The organism is Streptomyces akebiae (assembly GCF_019599145.1).
Classification (GTDB): Bacteria; Actinomycetota; Actinomycetes; order Streptomycetales; family Streptomycetaceae; genus Streptomyces; species Streptomyces akebiae.
The window spans coordinates 6,966,120-6,985,842 of record NZ_CP080647.1 but is presented as its reverse complement, the minus strand read 5'-3'; the positions used below and the strand labels follow the sequence as shown (position 1 = coordinate 6,985,842).

Annotated in this window: 15 protein-coding genes and 3 tRNA genes; 7 read left to right on the top strand and 11 right to left on the bottom strand. The window is 68.8% G+C overall.

The features are described from left to right. Positions 1-5: 5 nt before the first annotated feature. The 3 genes from K1J60_RS30085 to K1J60_RS30075 all read right to left on the bottom strand — a co-directional run bounded on the left by K1J60_RS30085 (position 6) and on the right by K1J60_RS30075 (position 1,893). Positions 6-323 (bottom strand): hypothetical protein, encoded by a 318-nt coding sequence (locus K1J60_RS30085; RefSeq protein ID WP_220648935.1) that lies wholly within the window; start codon positions 321-323, stop codon positions 6-8. 60 nt (positions 324-383) lie between these two features. After that, positions 384-1,559, bottom strand: a complete 1,176-nt coding sequence (locus K1J60_RS30080; RefSeq protein WP_220648934.1) for a ParB/RepB/Spo0J family partition protein — start codon at positions 1,557-1,559, stop codon at positions 384-386. A 163-nt stretch (positions 1,560-1,722) separates the two neighbouring features. After that, positions 1,723-1,893, bottom strand: coding sequence for a hypothetical protein (locus K1J60_RS30075; RefSeq protein ID WP_220648933.1), 171 nt, complete (start codon positions 1,891-1,893; stop codon positions 1,723-1,725). A 341-nt stretch (positions 1,894-2,234) separates the two neighbouring features. Between K1J60_RS30075 and K1J60_RS30070 the strand changes: the two genes are divergently transcribed. Continuing rightward, a complete protein-coding gene (locus tag K1J60_RS30070) occupies positions 2,235-2,762 on the top strand; it encodes a hypothetical protein (RefSeq protein WP_220648932.1) in 528 nt (175 codons plus the stop codon). A gap of 5 nt (positions 2,763-2,767) precedes the next feature. Further along, complete coding sequence (locus K1J60_RS30065; protein WP_220648931.1) at positions 2,768-3,538, top strand: hypothetical protein; 771 nt, start codon at positions 2,768-2,770, stop codon at positions 3,536-3,538. Here the strand turns inward: K1J60_RS30065 and K1J60_RS30060 are convergent. After that, positions 3,527-4,492 (bottom strand): recombinase family protein, encoded by a 966-nt coding sequence (locus K1J60_RS30060; RefSeq protein WP_220648930.1) that lies wholly within the window; start codon positions 4,490-4,492, stop codon positions 3,527-3,529. The genes K1J60_RS30065 and K1J60_RS30060 overlap by 12 nt on opposite strands. Before the next feature lie 493 nt (positions 4,493-4,985). On the opposite strand from K1J60_RS30060, the gene K1J60_RS30055 reads away from it, so the two are divergent. Then, the gene (locus K1J60_RS30055) at positions 4,986-6,869 is read left to right on the top strand and encodes a tyrosine-type recombinase/integrase (protein ID WP_220648929.1); all 1,884 of its coding nucleotides are present in this window, start codon (positions 4,986-4,988) and stop codon (positions 6,867-6,869) included. Positions 6,870-6,992: 123 nt separating this feature from the next. Here the strand turns inward: K1J60_RS30055 and K1J60_RS30050 are convergent. The 3 genes from K1J60_RS30050 to K1J60_RS30040 all read right to left on the bottom strand — a co-directional run bounded on the left by K1J60_RS30050 (position 6,993) and on the right by K1J60_RS30040 (position 7,397). Then, positions 6,993-7,069 (bottom strand) — tRNA-Ile (locus tag K1J60_RS30050). A 173-nt stretch (positions 7,070-7,242) separates the two neighbouring features. Then, positions 7,243-7,318, bottom strand: a tRNA-Asn gene (locus K1J60_RS30045). A gap of 6 nt (positions 7,319-7,324) precedes the next feature. Continuing rightward, positions 7,325-7,397: transfer RNA gene (locus K1J60_RS30040), tRNA-Asn, on the bottom strand. Positions 7,398-7,572: 175 nt separating this feature from the next. On the opposite strand from K1J60_RS30040, the gene K1J60_RS30035 reads away from it, so the two are divergent. From K1J60_RS30035 to K1J60_RS30020, 4 genes are all read left to right on the top strand, one after another. Then, positions 7,573-7,878 carry a YtxH domain-containing protein gene (locus K1J60_RS30035; RefSeq protein WP_220648928.1) on the top strand — a complete coding sequence of 102 codons (306 nt, stop codon included), beginning with the start codon at positions 7,573-7,575 and terminating at the stop codon, positions 7,876-7,878. Between the two features lie 80 nt (positions 7,879-7,958). Next, entirely contained in the window at positions 7,959-9,413 is a 1,455-nt protein-coding gene (locus K1J60_RS30030; protein WP_220648927.1) for an FGGY family carbohydrate kinase, read from the top strand. A gap of 138 nt (positions 9,414-9,551) precedes the next feature. Further along, positions 9,552-11,285, top strand: coding sequence for an ABC transporter ATP-binding protein (locus tag K1J60_RS30025; protein ID WP_220648926.1), 1,734 nt, complete (start codon positions 9,552-9,554; stop codon positions 11,283-11,285). Next, a complete protein-coding gene (locus tag K1J60_RS30020; RefSeq protein ID WP_220648925.1) occupies positions 11,285-13,222 on the top strand; it encodes an ABC transporter ATP-binding protein in 1,938 nt (645 codons plus the stop codon). The genes K1J60_RS30025 and K1J60_RS30020 overlap by 1 nt, the downstream gene beginning before the upstream one ends. Before the next feature lie 127 nt (positions 13,223-13,349). On the opposite strand, the gene K1J60_RS30015 is transcribed toward K1J60_RS30020, so the two are convergent. The 4 genes from K1J60_RS30015 to K1J60_RS30000 form a co-directional block, all read right to left on the bottom strand. Next, the gene (locus K1J60_RS30015) at positions 13,350-14,669 is read right to left on the bottom strand and encodes an RNA polymerase sigma factor (protein WP_220648924.1); all 1,320 of its coding nucleotides are present in this window, start codon (positions 14,667-14,669) and stop codon (positions 13,350-13,352) included. Positions 14,670-14,883: 214 nt separating this feature from the next. After that, the gene (gene dnaG / locus K1J60_RS30010) at positions 14,884-16,785 is read right to left on the bottom strand and encodes a DNA primase (RefSeq protein ID WP_220648923.1); all 1,902 of its coding nucleotides are present in this window, start codon (positions 16,783-16,785) and stop codon (positions 14,884-14,886) included. Positions 16,786-16,898: 113 nt separating this feature from the next. Further along, positions 16,899-18,164 carry an NAD(P)/FAD-dependent oxidoreductase gene (locus K1J60_RS30005; protein WP_220648922.1) on the bottom strand — a complete coding sequence of 422 codons (1,266 nt, stop codon included), beginning with the start codon at positions 18,162-18,164 and terminating at the stop codon, positions 16,899-16,901. Positions 18,165-18,268: 104 nt separating this feature from the next. Further along, positions 18,269-19,585, bottom strand: a complete 1,317-nt coding sequence (locus K1J60_RS30000; protein WP_220648921.1) for a deoxyguanosinetriphosphate triphosphohydrolase — start codon at positions 19,583-19,585, stop codon at positions 18,269-18,271. Positions 19,586-19,723: the final 138 nt, after the last annotated feature.

Genomic DNA, 19,723 nt, shown 5'->3' with positions numbered 1-19,723 from the left:
TTTCCTCACTCGCTGGCAGTGTTGGCCGCAGCGGCGAGCAGCGCCGCTTCGAGTTCGACCAGACGGGCCGTGACCATGAGATGAGTGCGCACGTACACCGAACTACCGGCACTCTTCATGAGGTCGGAGGCGGCGAGCAGGGTGAGGTTGTATGCCTCGTTCAGGGCGGTCCCGTCGTTGTCACGGCGCGCCTTGAACAGGTGCGCCGCAGCCTGGCGGACGAGTTCGGCCACGTCGGAGTCGTACTCCTCAAGGGCGTTGGCTGAGGCCGGCACGTCGAACAGGTTGTGGTTGATGTTGCGCATGGTCCGGATGTCGTTCATCACTGTGGGGCTCCATAAAGAAGGGGGCGGCCCGCTGGGGGCCGCCCCGGGACGGACGGGTCAGGCTGCGACGGCGACCGGCTCGGCCACCGCCTCGGCCTCGGTGTCGTCCTCCTCCGGCCCCGCCGGGCTCTCGGTCTCCACGTCGGCGACCGGGGTGGCCTCGGTCTCCGCCTCCGTGTTGGCGTCGGCGCCCGGGGCGGCCTCCGGCTCCGGGGCGGGCTCGGCCTGAGTCTCCGGCTCGGCGTCGCCCGCAGCCGGGTCCACCTGGGCGAGTACGGCCTCGGCCTCGGCCACCAGGTCGGGCGCTGCGGCGGCGGGGTTGACCATGATCTCGCTGGCGTCGGCGTGCGCCTTCGCCTGACGGAGCTGGAAGCGGGCCTTCTGCACGACGTCCGCGACCCGGTCCATCTGCTCAAGCCGCTTGCCGACCTCCCCCGCCAGGGTGCGGGCCAGCTCCATGGGGTCCGCCTTGCCGATGCTGTCCAGCAGCGCCCACATCCCCTCGATGGCGTCGAGGTCGCCCTTGGTCTTGGCCTGCACGCGACTCCGCTCGGCCTTCTCCTCGGGGGTCATCTCGTCGACGTCGACCATGGAGTCCTGGGTGGCCGCCTTCTCCTGCTTGCGCATGGCGTAGGCGATGTGGACGAGCTGGTTGTCGTTCTTGTCACCCTTCTTCCAGTCCTGGAAGACCGCCTTCTGGTTGTCCTTCGAGAGCGCGGCGATCTGGACGGCGGCCTGGGTGCCGATGTGCCCGAGGTCGACGGCCGCCTGGATCTCCGGACGCAGGGCGAGCAGGGCCAGGCGCTGATTGACGAACTGGACCGACTTGGAGAACGCCTTGGCAACGCTGGCGGGCGTGGCGCCCTCTTCCTCGTCCAGGACCTTCTTGAAGCCGCGCGCCTCCTCCAGAGGGAGCATGTCCTCGCGGTTCAGGTTCTCGGCCATCGCCTTCTTGAAGGAGTCCATGTCGCTGATCTCGGACTCACCCTCGGGCAGAAGGATCTTCGCGTCGATGGTGATGTTGTCCGCGAGTTCGTTGGCGCGGAACCGGCGCTCGCCGGCCACGAGCTCGTAGCCCTCCTCCACCTTCCGGACGACGATCGGCTGGAGGAGGCCGTGCTCCTTGATCGACTCGGCCAGCTCCTTCAGCGCGTCCTCGTCGAAGGCCTTGCGGGGCTGGTTCGGGTTGCGGTGGATCTGGCGCATCTTCAGCGTGGCGTACTTGCGCGACATTTCGATCTCCAAGAGGTCAGTGGGGGCTTCTTCTTTCCCCCTTCCTTCTGGTTCTATTCTATATGCATTCAGGAGGGAGGTCCACAATTTTCGAGAAGTTTTTGCAGGTCAGACGCGTGAGAGCGAGCCCCTCGCGGGGCCCGCTCTCCGCTACTCGCGTAGATCAACTCGCGGCAGCGCCGCTCGCATGCTCCACGTCACAACCGACGCGTTTCGCGTCGACGATCGCTAAAGCTCCCAGTGCGGCGAACGCAGCCTCGTCATCCAGGATGACGTTCTCCGTGCCGCCCGACTCCTCCAGTCGGGCCAACACTCGGTCCAGCTCGATCCCCACCCGTACCCTCCCCGCATTGCAGCGTTCCGCCTCCCTAACGAGCCGCGGCCCACTTAGATCCCCACACAGGCGAGTTAGCGGCACACATCGAGGCCCAGATGGGTGCCTGTCGCGATCTTGCACCCAAGGAGGCGGTAGAGGGGTGGCGGCCCCGCATGCCGAGCACGCGCTTACTACGCCTGACGTTCTAGATCTTGCTTCGAGCGTTACCTATTGTCAACCAACATAGACATTGTGCCGCCTCGTCAGCCACTGTCGCCCCACAGCGATACTTAGTGCGCATCACATCCACCGTCCACCGCCAGGTCGGGCCTGCCGGATCACTAGGAGTAGCCAGCACCATGCCGCTCGGCCCGGACACCCCCCTCTCCAGCAAGCTCGCTGTCCTCATCGGCAGGAAACTCAGGGATGATGGGAAGACCCTGAGCACGCGCGACATCGCTGCCGCCACAGCCGAGACTCCCGGCGGCAAGCCCGCGTTGACTCACCAGGTCGTGAACGACCTCCTGAACGGCGTCAAGTCAAACCCTTCGAGTGCCCAACTCTGCGGCCTCGCACGGGCGTTGAACTCTCCGGTAGCTTACCTACTCCCCGGTTACAACGGATTGACGTCCCTGTCGGTCTATGAGGAGTACCAAGACGCACGCGAGGCACTTCGACTCATCCATGACCTGGGTGACGCCGGAGCTGCCGAACTTCTGGAGGCCGCACGTGAGATCCGTCTGCGACACGGGCACAGTGATCTCGCCGTCCCAGAGGTCCCCGAGCCTCTTCCGCCCGCCCCGGAACCACCGCGGCCTGGCCGACGGAGGCGCCTCAGCTTCACCGAAGCGGCTGAGCGTGCCGTCTCTGACTTGGAAGGAACCTGAACCAAATGGACGGCCTAGTCTTCGGCCTGTGCGCTCTGATCGGCCTGGTGGGCACCGTGCTCTCCGCTCGGGAAGCCTGGCGTCAGCGTGACCGAAGCGACTACCGCGTAGCCCGTTTCGCCCGAGCTGTGGCCATCGGCATCTGCACGGTGGGCGTCACCTTCGCCGTCCCGGCCATAGAGGACGCGATCGAGTCTGTGACCGGGATGAACAATGCCGCCAAGCTCGGAGCGCACATCTGCGCAGTCGTGTGGTGCGGCAGTCTTCAGCTGATGATGGTGGACTGGTCCTACAACCACGAGGTGTTGAAGGCCAGCCTGTACGCACGCATCGCATTGGCGGTGTGCGTCCTGACGGCGATGCTGCCGCTGTTCGTCAACACCACCGATGAGAGCGTGGAGTTCACGACCGAATACGCCGTCGTGCCAGGCGTCACCGTCTACCTCATGGTCTACCTCGGCTACGTAGCGATCACCTGCGGCGAGATCGCGTTCCTCTGCACCGGGATGGCTCTCGTTGCCCGACGCGCCGGACACGCCTGGTCAGCCCGCGGTCTCGGCCTGTCGTCGATCTCCGCGCTCCTCGGCGTAGCCTACGCCGCCAGCAAGGGGTCATACCTGGTGACCCACTACCTCGGCCACCCGTGGCCGCTGCGGTACGAGGAGATCGTCTCCCCACTCCTGGCCGGGCTCGCCGTGATCTCACTGATCACAGGGCTCACCATGGCGATGGTAGGCAAGCGGCTCGCATCACGGGTGGCTGCCTCAGCCGCCTGACATGCCGGACAGCTTGCGCCAGTGAAGGACGACTCGTCCCGGCTCGATGGTCCGAACGCCACGGGCACTCGCCGGGAACACCTCGACCTTCTCCAGGAGGAGCAGCGTGATGGCTCTCTTCGACGCGGTGGGTGCACTGTTCCACCACTTCACCAGGTCCTTGGCATGGCCGAGTGAGAAGTTCGCCATCTGCTCCGCGTAGCGAAGGCGCGAACGGATGGCCTTGAGGTTGGCCGCGATCTCGCGCTCTCCGGCTACCAGCGCCTCGCTACTGATCTCGCGGTTGCCGTAGAGCCTCCCCAGCTCCGACTGGCGGCCTTCCAGGTCCTCGATGTCCTGCTTGAGGTTCTCAACCTGCTTGCGCACGGCGGCCTGGGCCTTAGCGATCTGGGCTCGGATGCCGGGCTTGAGGAGTTCCGCCACGACGTTCTCTCCGACGTGGTCCTCCAACAGCTCGGCATCAATCCGGACCTCACCGCAGCCTCCGTGCCCGCTCTTGCCCTTCGGGCGACAGCGGTATCCGGGCGTACCCGAATTCGTGCGGGCACCTCCGAGGTCCTGTGTGCACTTGCCGCAGGTGCAGCCCCCGCCAATCAGGAGATAGTCGTACGCGGGCTCTGCATCCTTCGTACTGCGAGCCTTCTCCCGTTCCAGGAGGGCTTCGAACTCCTCGCGCGTGATAGCTCCGGGGTGACCCGCGTCGACGAGTTCGCCGTCATCGTCGTAGCGCAGTCCAGCGATCGCCGGGTTGCGAAACAGGCGTCCGACCGACGCGTCCTTCCACTCCCCGCCAAGCGTTCCCCGGTAGCCCTCACCGTTCGCCCAGACCGCAACGTCCGCGTTGGACACAGACAGGTCGACCAGCGCCCGGCTCACCATCTGGCGGAGCGGGTCCACTTCGTCGTCACGTAGCCGACGACGTGAGGCGTCATCGAAACCGTAGAGCCGTGGCATGCGGTGGTCCGTTCTCGTCTCGTGCGCCCGTAGCCGCCTGATCCTAGGCCACGGCACATGTCCCAGCTATGGCCCAGCGAGACCGACAGACTCAGGGCTACATGATCACTGCACCAGTGGCGTCACCCCGAGCACTTGCCACAGTGCAGCAGTAGGGACTCTCACCGTGCCGCCCAGAGGGAGCGTCTGCACGGGGAAAGACCCCGCCTTGATCAAGTTGTAAGCCTTGTGCGTGCCGATCCCGAGTGCTCGCGCGGCCGTCACAACGTTCACGGTCGGTGGCAGCGCGAGTAGTTCCTCCAGGGTCATCGAACTGACCCCGGCGTCCGTAGCTACAGATGCGTCCTTCGTTGTCATTCCCGTTGTCGCGTTCTCCCCCACGCCAACATGCCATAAGGATACTCCAACACTGGAGTGTTGGGGCAAGATAGGGACTAGGTCGACATAGACCGGCACAGAAGTTCCACAAGTGAAGGCCACGAAGGGGATATTCGTGTTCGACCCCAGTTACACGCGCCGTTGCGCCTGCCAGGAGCCCGTCATAGGCAAGGACGGCAGACCGCAGAAGCAAGCCAACGGCAAGCCGAAGATGCGCAAGATCGGCGCGAGCTGCCCGAAGCTCGCAGAGAAGGACCACGGCACCTGGCACCTGTATTTCGAGCTGGAGCCCGGCGAGGGCGGCGAGCGTCAGCGCGTCCGGCGCGGCGGGTTCGCCAAGAAGACGGATGCCCAGCGGAAGGCGAAGGAACTGTACGACGCCGCCACCGCCGGCACCGACGTACTGTCCGACGAGACGTGCGGCGACTTCTTCCTCCGCTGGATCAAGGCGAAGAAGTCCCTCGCACGCACCACTCGCCACGGCTATCAGGAGCACCTCGACAACTACCTCGTCCCACACCTGGGGCACATCAAGCGACGCGACCTCAAGGTCCGCCACCTCGACCTCATGTACGACGCGATCGAGAGGGAGAACGCGGAGCGCATCCTCCACCGGCTCCGCGTGACGGAGCTCCAGGAGGCTCGGGATGAGGCCCACCGGGCCTGGGTGAAGACCGCTGGCTACGCCAAGAGGGAAGAACGCCGTCCGTACAGGCAAGCCTTCCTGGAGGCCAACAAGGCTCTACGCGAGGGCCGCAGGGGCCTGCGAAAGGTCACCTCCCCCGCGACCATGCACCGCATCAACGACACCCTCAGCTCGGCGCTCACCTGGGGGATCAAGCGCGAGCAGGCATTCGCCAAGAACTGGTCGCAGCTCGTCGAGCTTCCGTCGGTCACACGGCCGAAGCCGATCGTCTGGACCCCAGAACGCGTCGAGCACTGGAAGCGCACCGGAGAGAAGCCCGGCCCGGTCATGGTCTGGACACCCAAGCTGACCGGGGAGTTCCTCGACTTCGTCAAGGACGACTGGCTCTACGAGCTGTGGCACTCGTTCATCTTCCTCGGCCCCCGCCGCGGCGAGATGGCCGCGGTGCCGTGGACGGAGGTCAGCATCGACGCCCTCTGGCTCCGGATCTCCCAGCAGATCGTGGAAGTCGCCTACCAGCTGTACGGCGAGGCGCCGAAGGCCGAGAGCGTCCGTACCGTGTCGCTGAGCCTGGAGTCCGCCGACAACCTGGTGAGCTTCCGCGCGAAGCAGGAGCAGAAGCGCCAGGAGTGGGGAGCTGCTTACGTCGAGACCGGTCGCGTGTGGACGCACGAGAACGGTGAGGCGCTGCACCCGGACTGGATCTCCCGACGCTTCGCCCGTCTCGTTGAGCTGTCCGGCCTGCCGCCGGTCCGCCTCCACGACCTACGTCACCTGGCGGCCACGCTCTCCCTGCTCGCCGGGAACGACATCAAGGTGGTCCAGGAGAAGCTGGGGCACTCCTCACGCCAGATCACCTCCGACACCTACACCAGCGTCCTGCCCGAAATGATGCGGGCCGAGGCCGAGTCGGTCATCGCCGTCGTCCCCCGCGAAGTCCCCTACAAGGTGCACACGCCGCTGGAGATCCCCGAGACGACCTGGCAGGGCGACCTCGCCGTCTTCTTCGCCCACGGCGCGCGCCAGGCGGGTGAGGACTGGTCCGTAGGCGCCCAGGCCCGGCCCGACTCCGATCTCCTCGGCCTGGTCACCCTCGCCGGCCGGGGCCAGGACGACGCCGCCAATGCCGCCGTGAAGTGGATGCGCGATCACTGCACGAGCAACGATCTAGAGCTGGTCCGGATCGAGAACTTCAACGACCAGTACCAGGGAGATCAGCGCCAGGAGTTCGCCCTCCTCCGCTTCACGCTCGCACGAACGGAGACGCCGAACATCGCGGGGTGGGACACCTCGCGCCCCGCTCCTCTCCGCCGCAACAACAGGCAGAAGAGGGCTCGTTCACGCGCCGCGTGACCTGCGTCCAGAATTTGTCCAGACGATCATGAAATCATGATCACCACGGGGTCGCCAGGACCCTCACACCCTCGCTCCGACCAGGGAAGTGCCTGGTCAGAAGGTTTCTCCTCGCGTAGCGAGTGGTGGGGCGGGTGGGACTCGAACCCACGGCCGACGGATTATGAGTCCGCTGCTCTAACCGGCTGAGCTACCGCCCCGTACGGCGTGTCGCGTACATGTGTGCGCGCCGTCTGCCGCAGCATAGCCGCTCATACGATCTCCTGCTTCGGATGGTCGGCCTTCGCATGCGCTTCTTGACCTTGAGGACCTCGGCGCGGCACACGCGGTTCCCCCGAACATGAAAAAGGACCCTCAGGGGGTCCTTCCTCGGTGGCTCTCCCGACTGGACTCGAACCAGTAACCTGCCGGTTAACAGCCGGCTGCTCTGCCAATTGAGCTACGGAAGATCGAAGCTCCCCCGACTGGACTCGAACCAGTAACCTGCCGGTTAACAGCCGGCTGCTCTGCCAATTGAGCTACGGAGGATTGCCTCGCTGCATCGAACGTACCTCCCTGGGTATTCGCCAGGGGGCGTGCGCTCGCTGCGACACATACATTAGCGCAAGCAGGGGGGTGCTCCGCCAATCGGTATCCCCCGCGCCCGTCGCCCGCGCAGGGCAACGCAAGGGACCGACGCAGACGTAAGGGAAGGGTGGTCGCCATGCGCTATCGGCTCACGTTCTTTGCCGGACTGGCCCTGGGCTACGTGCTCGGCACGAAGGCCGGACGCGAACGCTACGAGCAGTTGAAGAAGTCCGCGCGACAGGTCGCGCAGAACCCCGCAGTGCGCAACACCGCCGAGTCGGCCGCCCAGCAGGGGCGGGTCTACGCGGGCAAGGCGTACCACGTGGTCAGCGAGAAGGTCGGCGACCGTATGCCGGACCTGGTCGCCGAGCGGGTGCGCTCGCTGCGGGCACGCAACGCCAACGGTTCGGCCGGGGACGACTGGGGCACCAGCAACACCTAGGCGGGTTCCGAGGGTCACATTGCGCCGACCGGCCCCCCGCGCGGCGCTCCCACCCCTTCCAGTGCGGCAGAATTTCTGCCATGGGGATAGTCGCCGGGCTGGACAGTTCGCCCGATTTTACGCGCATTGTCGTCTGTGACTCGGACACAGGGGCAGTGCTCAGGCAGGGTTATGCCCCGCACCCGTTGGAGCCGGCGGAGAGCGGGGGGCGTCCGGCGGACGTCGACCCGCAGGCCTGGCTGCTGTCCCTGGGGGAGGCGGCCGGCGGCGGGCTGCTGGAGGGTGTGCAGGCGATCGGTGTCTCGTCCCAGCAGAACGGGCTGATCGCGCTGGACGCGCAGGGCAACACCGTGCGTCCGGCGATGGTCGGCGGAGACAGGCGGACCCAGGTCGCGGCGGCCGACCTCGTCGACGCGCTCGGGGGGCGAGGGGCGTGGGCGGAGGCCGTCGGCTGTGTGCCGGGGGCCGCGCAGCCGGTGACCAAGCTGCGCTGGATGAGCCGTACGGAACCGGACGCCGCGATGCGGACGGCCGTACTGCTCCAGGCGCACGACTGGCTGGTCTGGCAGTTGCTGGGGCGGCCGGTCAGAAGGACGACGGACCGGGGCGGTGCGTCCGGGACCGGGTACTGGAACGCGGCGACCGGGCAGTACCGCACGGATCTCGTCGAGATGGCCCTCGGACACCAGGTCATGCTCCCCGAGGTGCTCGGCCCCTCGGACGCCGCCGGTACGACGCCGGAGGGGCTCCTCATCTCGGCCGGCACCGGCGAGACCATGGCCGCCGCGTTCGGGCTCGGTATCGGCCTCGGTGACGCGGTGGTGTCGCTGGGGGCCTCCGGGTCCGTCATGGCGGTCCACACCCAGGCGCTCGTCGACTCCTCCGGGATGATCACCTCGCTGGCCGACGCCACGGGCATGCATCTGCCGGTGGTCACCACGCTCAACGCCGTACGGACGCTGCGCGGGGCCACCGAACTGCTGGGCGTGGCCGATCTGGAGGCGCTGTCCGACCTGGCGATGAAGTCGACGCCGGGGTCCCACGGGCTGGTGATGCTGCCGTATCTGGAGGGCGAGCGGACGCCGAACCTGCCGCACACGGCGGGGACGCTGGCCGGGCTGCGGCGGGAGTCGATGAGGCCGGAGCACTTCGCGCGGGCCGCGTTCGAGGGCATGCTGTGCGGGCTCGCGGACGCGCTGGACGTGCTGCGGGGGCGGGGCGTGGACGTACGGCGGATCTTCCTGCTGGGTGCGGCGGCGGAGCTGCCGGCCGTGCAGGCGGCGGCGCCGGCGCTGTTCGGGGTGCAGGTGGTGGTGCCGCAGCCGGCGGACTACGCGGCGGTGGGCGCGGCCCGGCAGGCCGCGTGGGCGCTCGGGGTCTCGCAGGGGACGCTCGATCCGCGTACGCCTCCGATGTGGCCGGGGGCGGCGGCGCAGGTGCTGGAGCCGGGGGACGAGCTGGCGGTGGGGCAGGCGGTCCGGCAGCAGTACGTGGCGGTTCGGGAACAGACCCATCCCGGGGCGTTCCGGACCTGAGAGCTCTGACTTGACCTGCGAGGTTCGGCCGTCGATCCCTCACCGTTGGGTTAATTCGGTTGAGGTAACGCGGGTGGAGTGTTCGACGATGGGGGGTGGTGCGTCCCGAACCCCGTCCTCGAACCCGAGAGATCTCGCGTGCTCATACGATTGCTGAGAAGTCATCTCCGTCCCTACCGGACACCGATCACCCTGTTGGTGCTGCTGCAGTTCACGCAGACGTGCGCCACGCTCTACCTGCCCACGCTGAACGCGGACATCATCGACGAGGGCGTGGTGGAGGGGGACACGGGTTACATCCTGTCCTTCGGCGCGCTGATGATCGGTATCTCGCTGGTGCAGGTCGTCTGCAACATCGGGGCCGTGTACTACGGCGCCCGCACCGCGTCGGCGGTCGGCCGGGACATCCGGGCCGCCGTGTTCGACCGGGTGCAGTCGTTCTCGGCGCGTGAGGTCGGTCACTTCGGGGCCCCGTCGCTGATCACGCGCACGACGAACGATGTGCAGCAGGTGCAGATGCTGGTGCTCATGACGTTCACGCTGGTGGTGTCGGCGCCGATCATGTGCGTCGGCGGCATCGTGCTGGCGCTCGGGCTGGACGTGCCGCTCTCGGGGGTGCTCCTCGCGGTCGTGCCGGTGCTCGGTGTCGCCGTCACCCTGATCGTGCGCCGGCTTCGCCCCCTGTTCCGCTCGATGCAGGAGCGGTTGGACACCGTGAACCGGGTGCTGCGGGAGCAGATCACCGGCAACCGGGTCATCCGCGCCTTCGTGCGGGACGACTACGAGAAGGACCGGTTCCGGAAGGCGAACGTCGAGTTGACGGACGTGTCCTTGGGAACCGGGCGGATGCTCGCGCTGATGTTCCCGATCGTGATGACGGTCATCAACCTCTCGTCGATCGCGGTGGTGTGGTTCGGCGCCCATCGGATCGACAGCGGTGGCATGGAGATCGGCGCGCTCACCGCGTTCCTCGCCTATCTGATGCAGATCGTCATGGCTGTGATGATGGCCACCTTCATGTTCATGATGATGCCGCGCGCCGAGGTGTGCGCCGAGCGCATCCAGGAGGTGCTCGACACCGACACCAGTGTGGTGCCGCCGGTCGCGCCCGTCCGGGAGCTGCGGCGGCACGGGTTCCTGGAGATCCGGGGTGCGGGCTTCCGCTATCCGGGTGCCGAGGAGCCGGTGCTCCGGTCGGTCGAGGTCGTCGCGCGGCCCGGTGAGACGACCGCCGTCATCGGGTCCACGGGCAGCGGGAAGTCGACGCTGCTCGGGCTCGTCCCCCGGCTGTTCGACGCCACCGAGGGCGAGGTGCTGGTGGACGGCGTGGACGTCCGGACGCTCGACCCGAAGCTGCTGGCGAGGACGGTGGGGCTGGTGCCGCAGAAGCCGTATCTGTTCTCGGGGACCGTGGCGACGAATCTGCGGTACGGCAATCCGCACGCCACCGACGAGGAGTTGTGGCACGCGCTGGAGGTGGCGCAGGCCAAGGAGTTCGTCGAGCGGCTGGAGAACGGGCTGGACTCCCCCATCGCGCAGGGCGGGACGAACGTGTCGGGCGGGCAGCGGCAGCGGCTCGCGATCGCGCGGACGCTGGTGCAGCGGCCGGAGATCTATCTGTTCGACGACTCCTTCTCCGCGCTCGACTACGCGACCGACGCCGCGCTGCGGACGGCACTGGCGCGGGAGACCGCCGACGCGACCGTGGTGATCGTGGCCCAGCGGGTGGCGACCATCCGGGACGCCGACCGGATCGTCGTCCTCGACGAGGGCCGGGTCGTGGGCACCGGACGTCACCACGAACTGATGGCCGACAACGAGACGTACCGGGAGATCGTCCTCTCCCAGCTCACGGAAGCGGAGGCAGCCTGATGGCCGGGCCGTTGGCACGGATGGCGGGGGCCGGAGGCGGTCCCGACCAGCACTCCATGGACTTCAAGGGGTCCGGGAAGCGGCTGCTCGCGCAGTTCAAGCCCGAGCGGTTCACGATGTACGCGATGATCGTGTGCGCGGTGCTCAGTGTCGGGCTCTCGGTGCTGGGGCCCTGGATCCTCGGCAGGGCGACCGACCTGGTCTTCGCGGGGGTCGTCGGGCGGGAGATGCCGGCGGGCGCGACCAAGGCCGAGGTCCTGGAGTCGATGCGGGAGCGCGGGGACGGCGGCGTCGCCGACATGCTGCGCGGCACGGACTTCACGCCGGGCGAGGGCATCGATTTCGAGGCCGTCGGCACGGTGCTGCTGGTTGCCCTCGGCATCTTCCTGATCGCCGGGCTGCTGATGGCGGCGGCCACGCGGCTGTCCAACCGGGCCATCAACCGGACCGTCTACCACATGCGCGAGGAGCTCCAGGCGAAGCTGTCGCGGCTGCCGCTGTCGTACTTCGACAAGCGGCAGCGCGGTGAGGTGCTGAGCCGGGCGACCAACGACATCGACAACATCGGTCAGACGCTGCAGCAGTCGATGGGGCAGCTCGTCAACTCGCTGCTCACCATCATCGGTGTGCTGGTGATGATGTTCTGGGTGTCGCCGCTGCTGGCGCTGGTCGCGTTGGTGACCGTACCGGTGTCGTTCCTGGTGGCCACGCGGGTCGGCAAGCGGTCGCAGCCGCACTTCGTCGCGCAGTGGCGGGTGACGGGCAAGCTCAACGCCCACATCGAGGAGATGTACACCGGGCACACGCTCGTGAAGGTGTTCGGGCGTCAGGAGGAGTCGGCGAAGCAGTTCGCCGAGGAGAACGAGCGGCTGTACGAGGCGGGGTTCAAGGCCCAGTTCAACAGCGGGATCATGCAGCCGCTGATGTTCTTCGTGTCCAACATCAACTATGTGCTGGTCGCGGTCGTGGGCGGGCTGCGGGTGGCCTCGGGGGCCCTGTCCATCGGTGACGTGCAGGCCTTCATCCAGTACTCGCGGCAGTTCTCGATGCCGCTGACGCAGGTGGCGTCCATGGCCAACCTCGTGCAGTCGGGGGTCGCCTCCGCCGAGCGGATCTTCGAACTGCTCGACGCGGAGGAGCAGGGGGCCGACGCGGTGCCCGGCGTGCGGCCCGAGGAACTGCGGGGGCGGGTGGCGCTGGAGGGGGTGTCCTTCCGGTACGAGGCCGACAAGCCGCTGATCGAGGATCTGTCGCTGGTCGTCGAGCCGGGGCAGACGGTGGCGATCGTGGGGCCGACGGGCGCGGGGAAGACCACGCTGGTGAACCTGTTGATGCGGTTCTACGAGGTCACCGGGGGGCGGATCACGCTCGACGGGGTCGATGTCGCGTCCATGTCGCGGGACGAACTGCGCGACGGGATAGGGATGGTGCTCCAGGACACCTGGCTGTTCGGGGGGACCATCGCGGAGAACATCGCGTACGGGGCGTCCGCCTCGCGGAAGGTCACTCGGGGGGAGGTCGAGGAGGCGGCTCGGGCCGCGCACGCGGACCGGTTCATCCGGACGCTGCCGGACGGGTACGACACCGTGATCGACGACGAGGGGACCGGGGTGAGCGCGGGTGAGAAGCAGCTCATCACGATCGCTCGGGCGTTCCTGTCGGATCCGGTGATCCTGGTGCTGGACGAGGCGACGTCGTCGGTGGACACGCGTACCGAGGTGTTGATCCAGAAGGCGATGGCCAAGCTGGCGCACGGGCGGACGTCGTTCGTGATCGCGCATCGGCTGTCGACGATCCGGGACGCGGACACGATTCTGGTGATGGAGAACGGTGCCATCGTGGAGCAGGGGGCGCACGAGGAGTTGTTGGCCTCGGGTGGGGCTTATGCGCGGCTGTACCGGGCGCAGTTCGCTGAGGCGGTCGCGGAAGTGGACTGAGGGGGTGGGCCGAGGGAGTGGGCGGAGGGGAGCCGAGAGGTGCGTTGTCGGGTGCGGGTGCGTGGGGGCTGGTCGCGCCGTTCCCCGCGACCCTGAAAGCAGGGGCTGCGCCCGACAACGCGCCCCCTCAGTCCAGGTAGCCCCTCAGCTGGTCCGCGAAGGCGTGGTCCCTGAGCTTGTTCAGGGTCTTGGACTCGATCTGGCGTATCCGTTCCCGGGTGACGCCGAAGATGCGGCCTATCTCCTCCAGCGTGCGGGGGCGGCCGTCGGCGAGGCCGTAGCGGAGTTGGACCACCTTGCGTTCCCGCTCCCCCAGGGTCGACAGGACCGCCTCCAGGTGTTCGCGCAGCAGCAGGAACGCCGCCGACTCCACGGGGCTCGCCGCGTCGCCGTCCTCGATGAGGTCGCCGAGGGCCACGTCGTCCTCCTCGCCCACGGGGGCGTGGAGCGAGACCGGTTCCTGGGCGAGGCGGAGCACCTCGCTGACGCGTTCCGGGGCCAGGTCGAGGTGGGCGGCGACTTCCTCGGAGGTGGGTTCGTAGCCTCGTTCCTGGAGCATGCGGCGTTGGACCCGGACGACCCGGTTGATCAACTCGACCACGTGGACCGGGACCCGGATCGTGCGGGCCTGGTCGGCGAGCGCGCGGGACATGGCCTGGCGGATCCACCAGGTGGCGTAGGTCGAGAACTTGTAGCCGCGCGCGTAGTCGAACTTCTCGACGGCCCGGATGAGGCCCAGGTTTCCCTCCTGGACCAGGTCCAGCATGGTCAGGCCACGGCCGACGTAACGCTTCGCCACGGAGACGACGAGCCGCAGGTTCGCCTCGATCAGGCGGCGCTTGGCCATGCGGCCCATGACGACCAGCTTGTCGAGGTCGAGGGCGAGCTCGGTGTCGAGGTCGGGGGCGTTGCCGAGCCGCTCCTCGGCGAAGAGCCCGGCCTCGACGCGGCGGGCCAGTTCCACTTCCTCCGCGGCCGTCAGCAGGGGGATGCGGCCGATCTCACGCAGGTACTGGCGGAAGAGGTCGGAGGAGGGGCCGCTGGTGTCCGCGCGGTTGCGCGGCAGTTCCACGGGTTCGGGGGGTTCGGCGGTCTCCAGGGCCTCGACCGCCGCGGCAGGCGGTTCGTCCAGGTCGGGCGGGCCGTCCGGGGCCGCCTCGGGGTGGTGCGCGGCACGGCTCTGGGCGGGCACCGCGGTGATGACATCGGTCTCCGCGGCCGGTTCCGAGCCGTCGGTACCGATGGCCGTACTGGTGTCGTTCTGTATGAGGGTCTGGGTCTGCACGGGGGCGACCTCCAGGAATGTCGCTGCCAGGGCGTACGGCAGCGGTACGTCTGGGATGGCGCGGGCGGCCTCTCCGCCGTCCATCCCGTACTCATCGAGCGGAACCGCGGGGATCTCGGACCCGTAGGGGACGGGTCGGCCGCGCTCCGAGGACTCAGGCACCGGAACCCAGTGTGGAGTACGACACACAGCCGCCACGAGGGGCGTGCGGTGACTTTTTGCGTCCGGGCCGTGACCGCACGGTTACCGTGCTCCACGAGTGCGCTGCTGGGCGGGCCCCAAACGGCTTGAAGGCCGTACGGGGTGGGGTGGCTCCGGCGCGGATTGGCATGTGCTCCGGGGACGTGCCCACCCGGGGGCGCGCACCGGCACCGGGTCAGAGCGCCTCCGCGCCCCGCTCCCGCAACGCCTGGTCGTACTGCTGCAGGACCCACAACTCGTTCTGTACGGCGGCCAGCTGGGCCGGGTCGCCCTGGGCCGCCGCCCTCGCCAGGCTGCCCTGGACGTCGCGCACCCGGCGTTCGACGGCCCGGCGGCGCACGGTGACCAGTTGTGCGCCCGCGTAGACGTCGTCGACCGTCTTGCGCATGATCGCCTCGACCGCCAGCTCGGTCACCATGGCCCGCACCGCGTCGTCCGGCGCCGCCTCGCGGACCCGGATCAGGTACTCCTGCGGGTCCTCGGCGCCGTACTCCACGCCACCCGCCTCGATGATCGCCTCGCGGACGGCCGCGTACGGAGGGGCGGTGAACTCGTCGACGCCGTAGGCGTCGAACGCGGGGGCGACCAACTCGGGGCGCTGGAGGGCGAGTTTGAGGAGCTCGCGTTCGGTGGCGTAGACCGGGTTGCGGAGGGTGAGGGCCGGACCGGACGGGGGCCGGGCGGTGGACTCGTACGGCTGCGCGGTGCGCTGGGCGGCCGGGGCCGGGCCCTGGCCGCCGCGGTCGCGGGCCCAGCGGGCCAGCTGGGCGACGCGCTTGACGACGAACTGGGTGTCGAGGATGCCGAGCATGCCGGCGAGTTGCACGGCGACCTCGTGCTGGGCGCCGCTGTTCTTGATGCGGGCGACGATCGGCGCGGCCTCGTCCAGGGCCGCGGCGCGCCCGGCGGGGGTCTCCAGGTCGTAGCGGGCGACGATCTGGCGGAGGGCGAACTCGAAGAGCGGGGTCCGGGGTTCGGTCAGCTCGACCACCGCGTCGTCGCCCTTCGCGAGGCGCAGCTCGCAGGGGTCCATGCCGTCGGGGGCGATCGCGATGTACGTCTCGGCGGCGAACTTCTGGTCGTCCTCGAAGGCGCGCAGGGCCGCCTTCTGGCCGGCCGCGTCGCCGTCGAAGGTGAAGATCACGCGGGCCGAGCCGTTGTCCATCAGCAGGCGGCGGAGGATCTTGATGTGCTCGCCGCCGAAGGCCGTGCCGCAGGTGGCGATGGCCGTGGTGACGCCGGCGAGGTGGCAGGCCATGACGTCCGTGTAGCCCTCGACCACGACGGCCCGGCTGGCCTTGGCGATGTCCTTCTTGGCGAGGTCGATGCCGTACAGGACCTGGGACTTGCGGTAGATCGCCGTGTCGGGGGTGTTGAGGTACTTCGGGCCGTTGTCCGACTCGTAGAGCTTGCGGGCGCCGAAGCCGACCACGTCCCCGCCGATGTCGCGGATGGGCCACATCAGGCGGCCCCGGAAGCGGTCGATCGGGCCCCGCCGCCCCTCCTGGGAGAGGCCGGACAGCAGGAGTTCCTTGTCGCTGAAGCCCTTGCCGCGCAGGAAGCGGGTGAGGTGGTCCCAGCCCTGGGGGCTGTAGCCGACGCCGAAGTGGACGGCGGCGGCCTGGTCGAAGCCGCGCTCGGCGAGGAAGATCCGGCCGGTGTCGGCCTCGGGGCTGGTGGCGAGCTGTTCCGCGTACCAGTCGGCGGCGATCTTGTGGGCCTCGACCAGGCGGATCCGCTCGCCGCGCTGGTGGGAGGGGTTGTACCCGCCCTCCTCGTAGCGCAGGGTGATGCCGGCCTGGCCGGCGAGGCGCTCGACGGCCTCCGAGAAGGACAGGTGGTCGACCTTCATCACGAACGTGATGGTGTCGCCGCCCTCCTGGCAGCCGAAGCAGTGGAAGAGCCCCTTGCTCGGGCTGACCTGGAAGGACGGCGACTTCTCGTCGTGGAACGGGCAGAGCCCCTTGAGGTTGCCGCCGCCCGCGTTGCGCAGCTGGAGGTACTCGGACACCACGGCGTCGATCGGGACCGCGTCCCGTACCGCCTTCACGTCCTCGTCGTTGATCCGTCCTGCCACGCGGCGATTCTACGGTGGCGTACTGACATCCCTGTGCCCCGAAGGGGCGCGGGGAACTGCGTGACCGGCCCACGACGGCCCGCAGTCGCCCCGCCATCCCAACCCGGCCGCCCCTAGGCGATCAGACTCTCCAACGGCACCTGAGGATTCGCGAGCGCGTCCACATCGACCCGCGCCCGGGACCGGATGAGCTTCTGGATCGGCTCAGTGACATCCCACACGTTCACGTTCATCCCGGCCAGCACCCGCCCCTCCTTCACCCAGAACGCGATGAACTCCCGTTTCCCCGCGTCCCCCCGGATGAGCACCTGGTCGTACGACCCGGGCGGGGCCCACCCCGAGTACTCCATCCCCAGGTCGTACTGGTCGGAGAAGAAGTAGGGCACCCGGTCGTACGTGACGTCCTTCCCCAGCATCGACCGGGCCGCGGCCGGTCCGCCGTTCAGCGCGTTGGCCCAGTGCTCCACCCGCAGCCGGGTGTCGAACAGGGCGTGCGGGAAGGAGACGACGTCACCGGCGGCGTAGACGGCCGGGTCGGACGTGCGCAGTCCGGCGTCCACCACGATGCCCCCTCCGTGGGCGTGGTCGGCGATCTCCAGCCCGGCGGCCTCGGCGAGACCGATGCGCGGGGCCGCTCCGATGGCCGCGAGGACGTCGTGCGCCGGATGCTCCTCCCCCGTGTCCGTGCGGGCCGCGAGGACCATCCCGTCCTGGCCGACGATCTCCGTGAGTCTCGCGCCGAAGTGGAAGCGGACCCCGTGCTCGCGGTGCAGCTCGGCGAAGAGGTTGCCGAGCTCGGGCCCGAGGACGCCGTACAGCGGTGTCGACTCCGGCTCGACGACGGTGACCTCCGCGCCGTACTCGCGGGCCGCCGCCGCCACTTCCAGGCCGATCCAGCCCGCTCCGGCGACGACGAGGTGGCCGTTGTCCCGGCCGAGGGCGGCGAGGACTCCCTTGAGGCGCTCGGCGTGGGCGAGGCGGCGCAGATGGTGGACGCCCGCGAGATCGGTGCCCGGGATGTCCAGGCGGCGGGGCTCCGCGCCGGTCGCGATCAGCAGTTTGTCGTAGTGGACGAGGGTGCCGTCGTCACCGAAGCGGACGGTCCTGGCCGTGCGGTCGATCGCGTCGACGGTCTGGCCGAGGTGGAGTTCGATGTCGTTGCGCGCGTACCAGGACGGCTCGTGGACGAAGACGCTGTCGCGCTCCTCCTTGCCGAGCAGATAGCCCTTGGAGAGCGGCGGGCGCTCGTAGGGGTGGTCGCGTTCGTCGCAGATCAGTATCACGCGGCCGGTGAAGCCCTCCGCTCGGAGCGTCTCGGCCGCCTTCGCGCCGGCGAGACCACCTCCGACGATGACGAATGTCTGATCCGCGTCGACCACTTGATGCCTCCTCTTAAGGGTGCGTCCACATGCGAGCGTCCCGCACGGAGCGTGATGCGGGAAGAGGTAGTGACCCGATCAGGCCACGCAGGGTCACGTCTGCGTCACATCCGACCCGTCAGTCTCGCGTGCAACGCGCGGGCGGAGGGGTCGGTCAGGGAAGCGATCTGGTCGACGATCACCCGCTTGCGGGCACGGTCGTCCGGAGCCGAGTCGAACAGCGCGCGGAACTGGGGTTCGAGCCCCTCCGGCGCGCGGGCGGTGAGTGCCTCGGCCAGTTCGGCGACGACGATCCGCTGGTCGGCGCGGAGCCGCTCCTGCTCGGCCCGCTGCATCACATAGCGGTCGGCGACGGCCTTCAGCACGGCGCACTCCAGCCGCGCCTCGCGCGGGACGACCAGTTCGGCGGCGTACCGGGTGAGGGGGCCGTTGCCGTACGCCTGCCGGGTGGCGCCCTCGGCGGCGAGGCAGAAGCGGCCGATGAGCTGGCTGGTGGCGTCCTTCAACCGGGCCTGGGCGACGGCCGTTCCGTCGTACCCGTGCGGCCACCACTCCTGGTCGAGGAGGCGGTCGAGGGCCGCGGCGAGTTCGGCCGGGTCGGTGTCCGCGGGTACGTACCGGCCGCGGGCCACCTCGAACACCGCCCGGCGTTCGGGGTCCGCGTGCAGGCAGCCCGGGTCGATGTGGCCCGCGTGCAGGCCGTCCTCGACGTCGTGCACGGAGTACGCCACGTCGTCGGACCAGTCCATGACCTGGGCCTCGAAGGTCGTGCTCGTGCCGGGGGCGTCCTTGCGGACCCAGTCGAAGACGGGCCGGTCGTCGTCGTACACGCCGAACTTGGGCGACTTGGGGTCGGTGGGGTGACCTCCGCGCGGCCAGGGGTACTTCGTGGCGGCGTCCAGGGCGGCACGGGTGAGGTTGAGGCCGACGCTGACGAGGTCGCCCGACTCGGGGGAGCGTACGAAGCGCTTGGGCTCGATGCGGGTCAGCAGGCGCAGGGACTGGGCGTTGCCCTCGAAGCCGCCGCAGTCCTCGGCGAATTCGTTGAGTGCCTGTTCGCCGTTGTGGCCGAAAGGGGGGTGGCCGAGGTCGTGGGAGAGGCAGGCGGCCTCCACGAGGTCGGGGTCGCAGCCGAGGGCGGCGCCCAGCTCGCGGCCCACCTGGGCGCACTCCAGGGAATGGGTGAGGCGGGTGCGGGGGCTGGCGTCCCAGACCTGGGAGCGGGTGCCGGGTGTGACGACCTGGGTCTTGCCGGCGAGTCTGCGCAGGGCCGCGGAGTGCAGTACGCGGGCGCGGTCGCGTTGGAAGGCGGTGCGGCCGGGGCGTTTGTCGGGTTCCGGGGCCCAGCGTTCTTCTGACGGGGCGTCGTAGGTGCCGTGGGTGCCGTGGGTGCCGTGGGTGAGGGGTGCGGTGCCTTCCATGATTCGACAGTACGGGGAGGGTGTGACAAATGGGTGCCTACTCGTCCGCCGGGTTCCGTTCTTCGGCGGGTGCGGGTGGTCCGTGGCTGGTCGCGCAGTTCCCCGCGCCCCTGAAGGGGCGCTCCTGTCGGCCGGGGT

What these genes read in the sequence shown, in the direction of transcription:
- K1J60_RS30060 (WP_220648930.1), bottom strand. Translation starts at nt 4,492, where the DNA reads ATGCCACGGCTCTACGGTTTCGATGACGCCTCACGTCGTCGGCTACGT.
- K1J60_RS30080 (WP_220648934.1), bottom strand. Translation starts at nt 1,559, where the DNA reads ATGTCGCGCAAGTACGCCACGCTGAAGATGCGCCAGATCCACCGCAAC.
- K1J60_RS30065 (WP_220648931.1), top strand. Translation starts at nt 2,768, where the DNA reads ATGGACGGCCTAGTCTTCGGCCTGTGCGCTCTGATCGGCCTGGTGGGC.
- K1J60_RS30070 (WP_220648932.1), top strand. Translation starts at nt 2,235, where the DNA reads ATGCCGCTCGGCCCGGACACCCCCCTCTCCAGCAAGCTCGCTGTCCTC.
- K1J60_RS30020 (WP_220648925.1), top strand. Translation starts at nt 11,285, where the DNA reads ATGGCCGGGCCGTTGGCACGGATGGCGGGGGCCGGAGGCGGTCCCGAC.
- K1J60_RS30030 (WP_220648927.1), top strand. Translation starts at nt 7,959, where the DNA reads ATGGGGATAGTCGCCGGGCTGGACAGTTCGCCCGATTTTACGCGCATT.
- K1J60_RS30035 (WP_220648928.1), top strand. Translation starts at nt 7,573, where the DNA reads ATGCGCTATCGGCTCACGTTCTTTGCCGGACTGGCCCTGGGCTACGTG.
- K1J60_RS30085 (WP_220648935.1), bottom strand. Translation starts at nt 323, where the DNA reads ATGAACGACATCCGGACCATGCGCAACATCAACCACAACCTGTTCGAC.
- K1J60_RS30000 (WP_220648921.1), bottom strand. Translation starts at nt 19,585, where the DNA reads ATGGAAGGCACCGCACCCCTCACCCACGGCACCCACGGCACCCACGGC.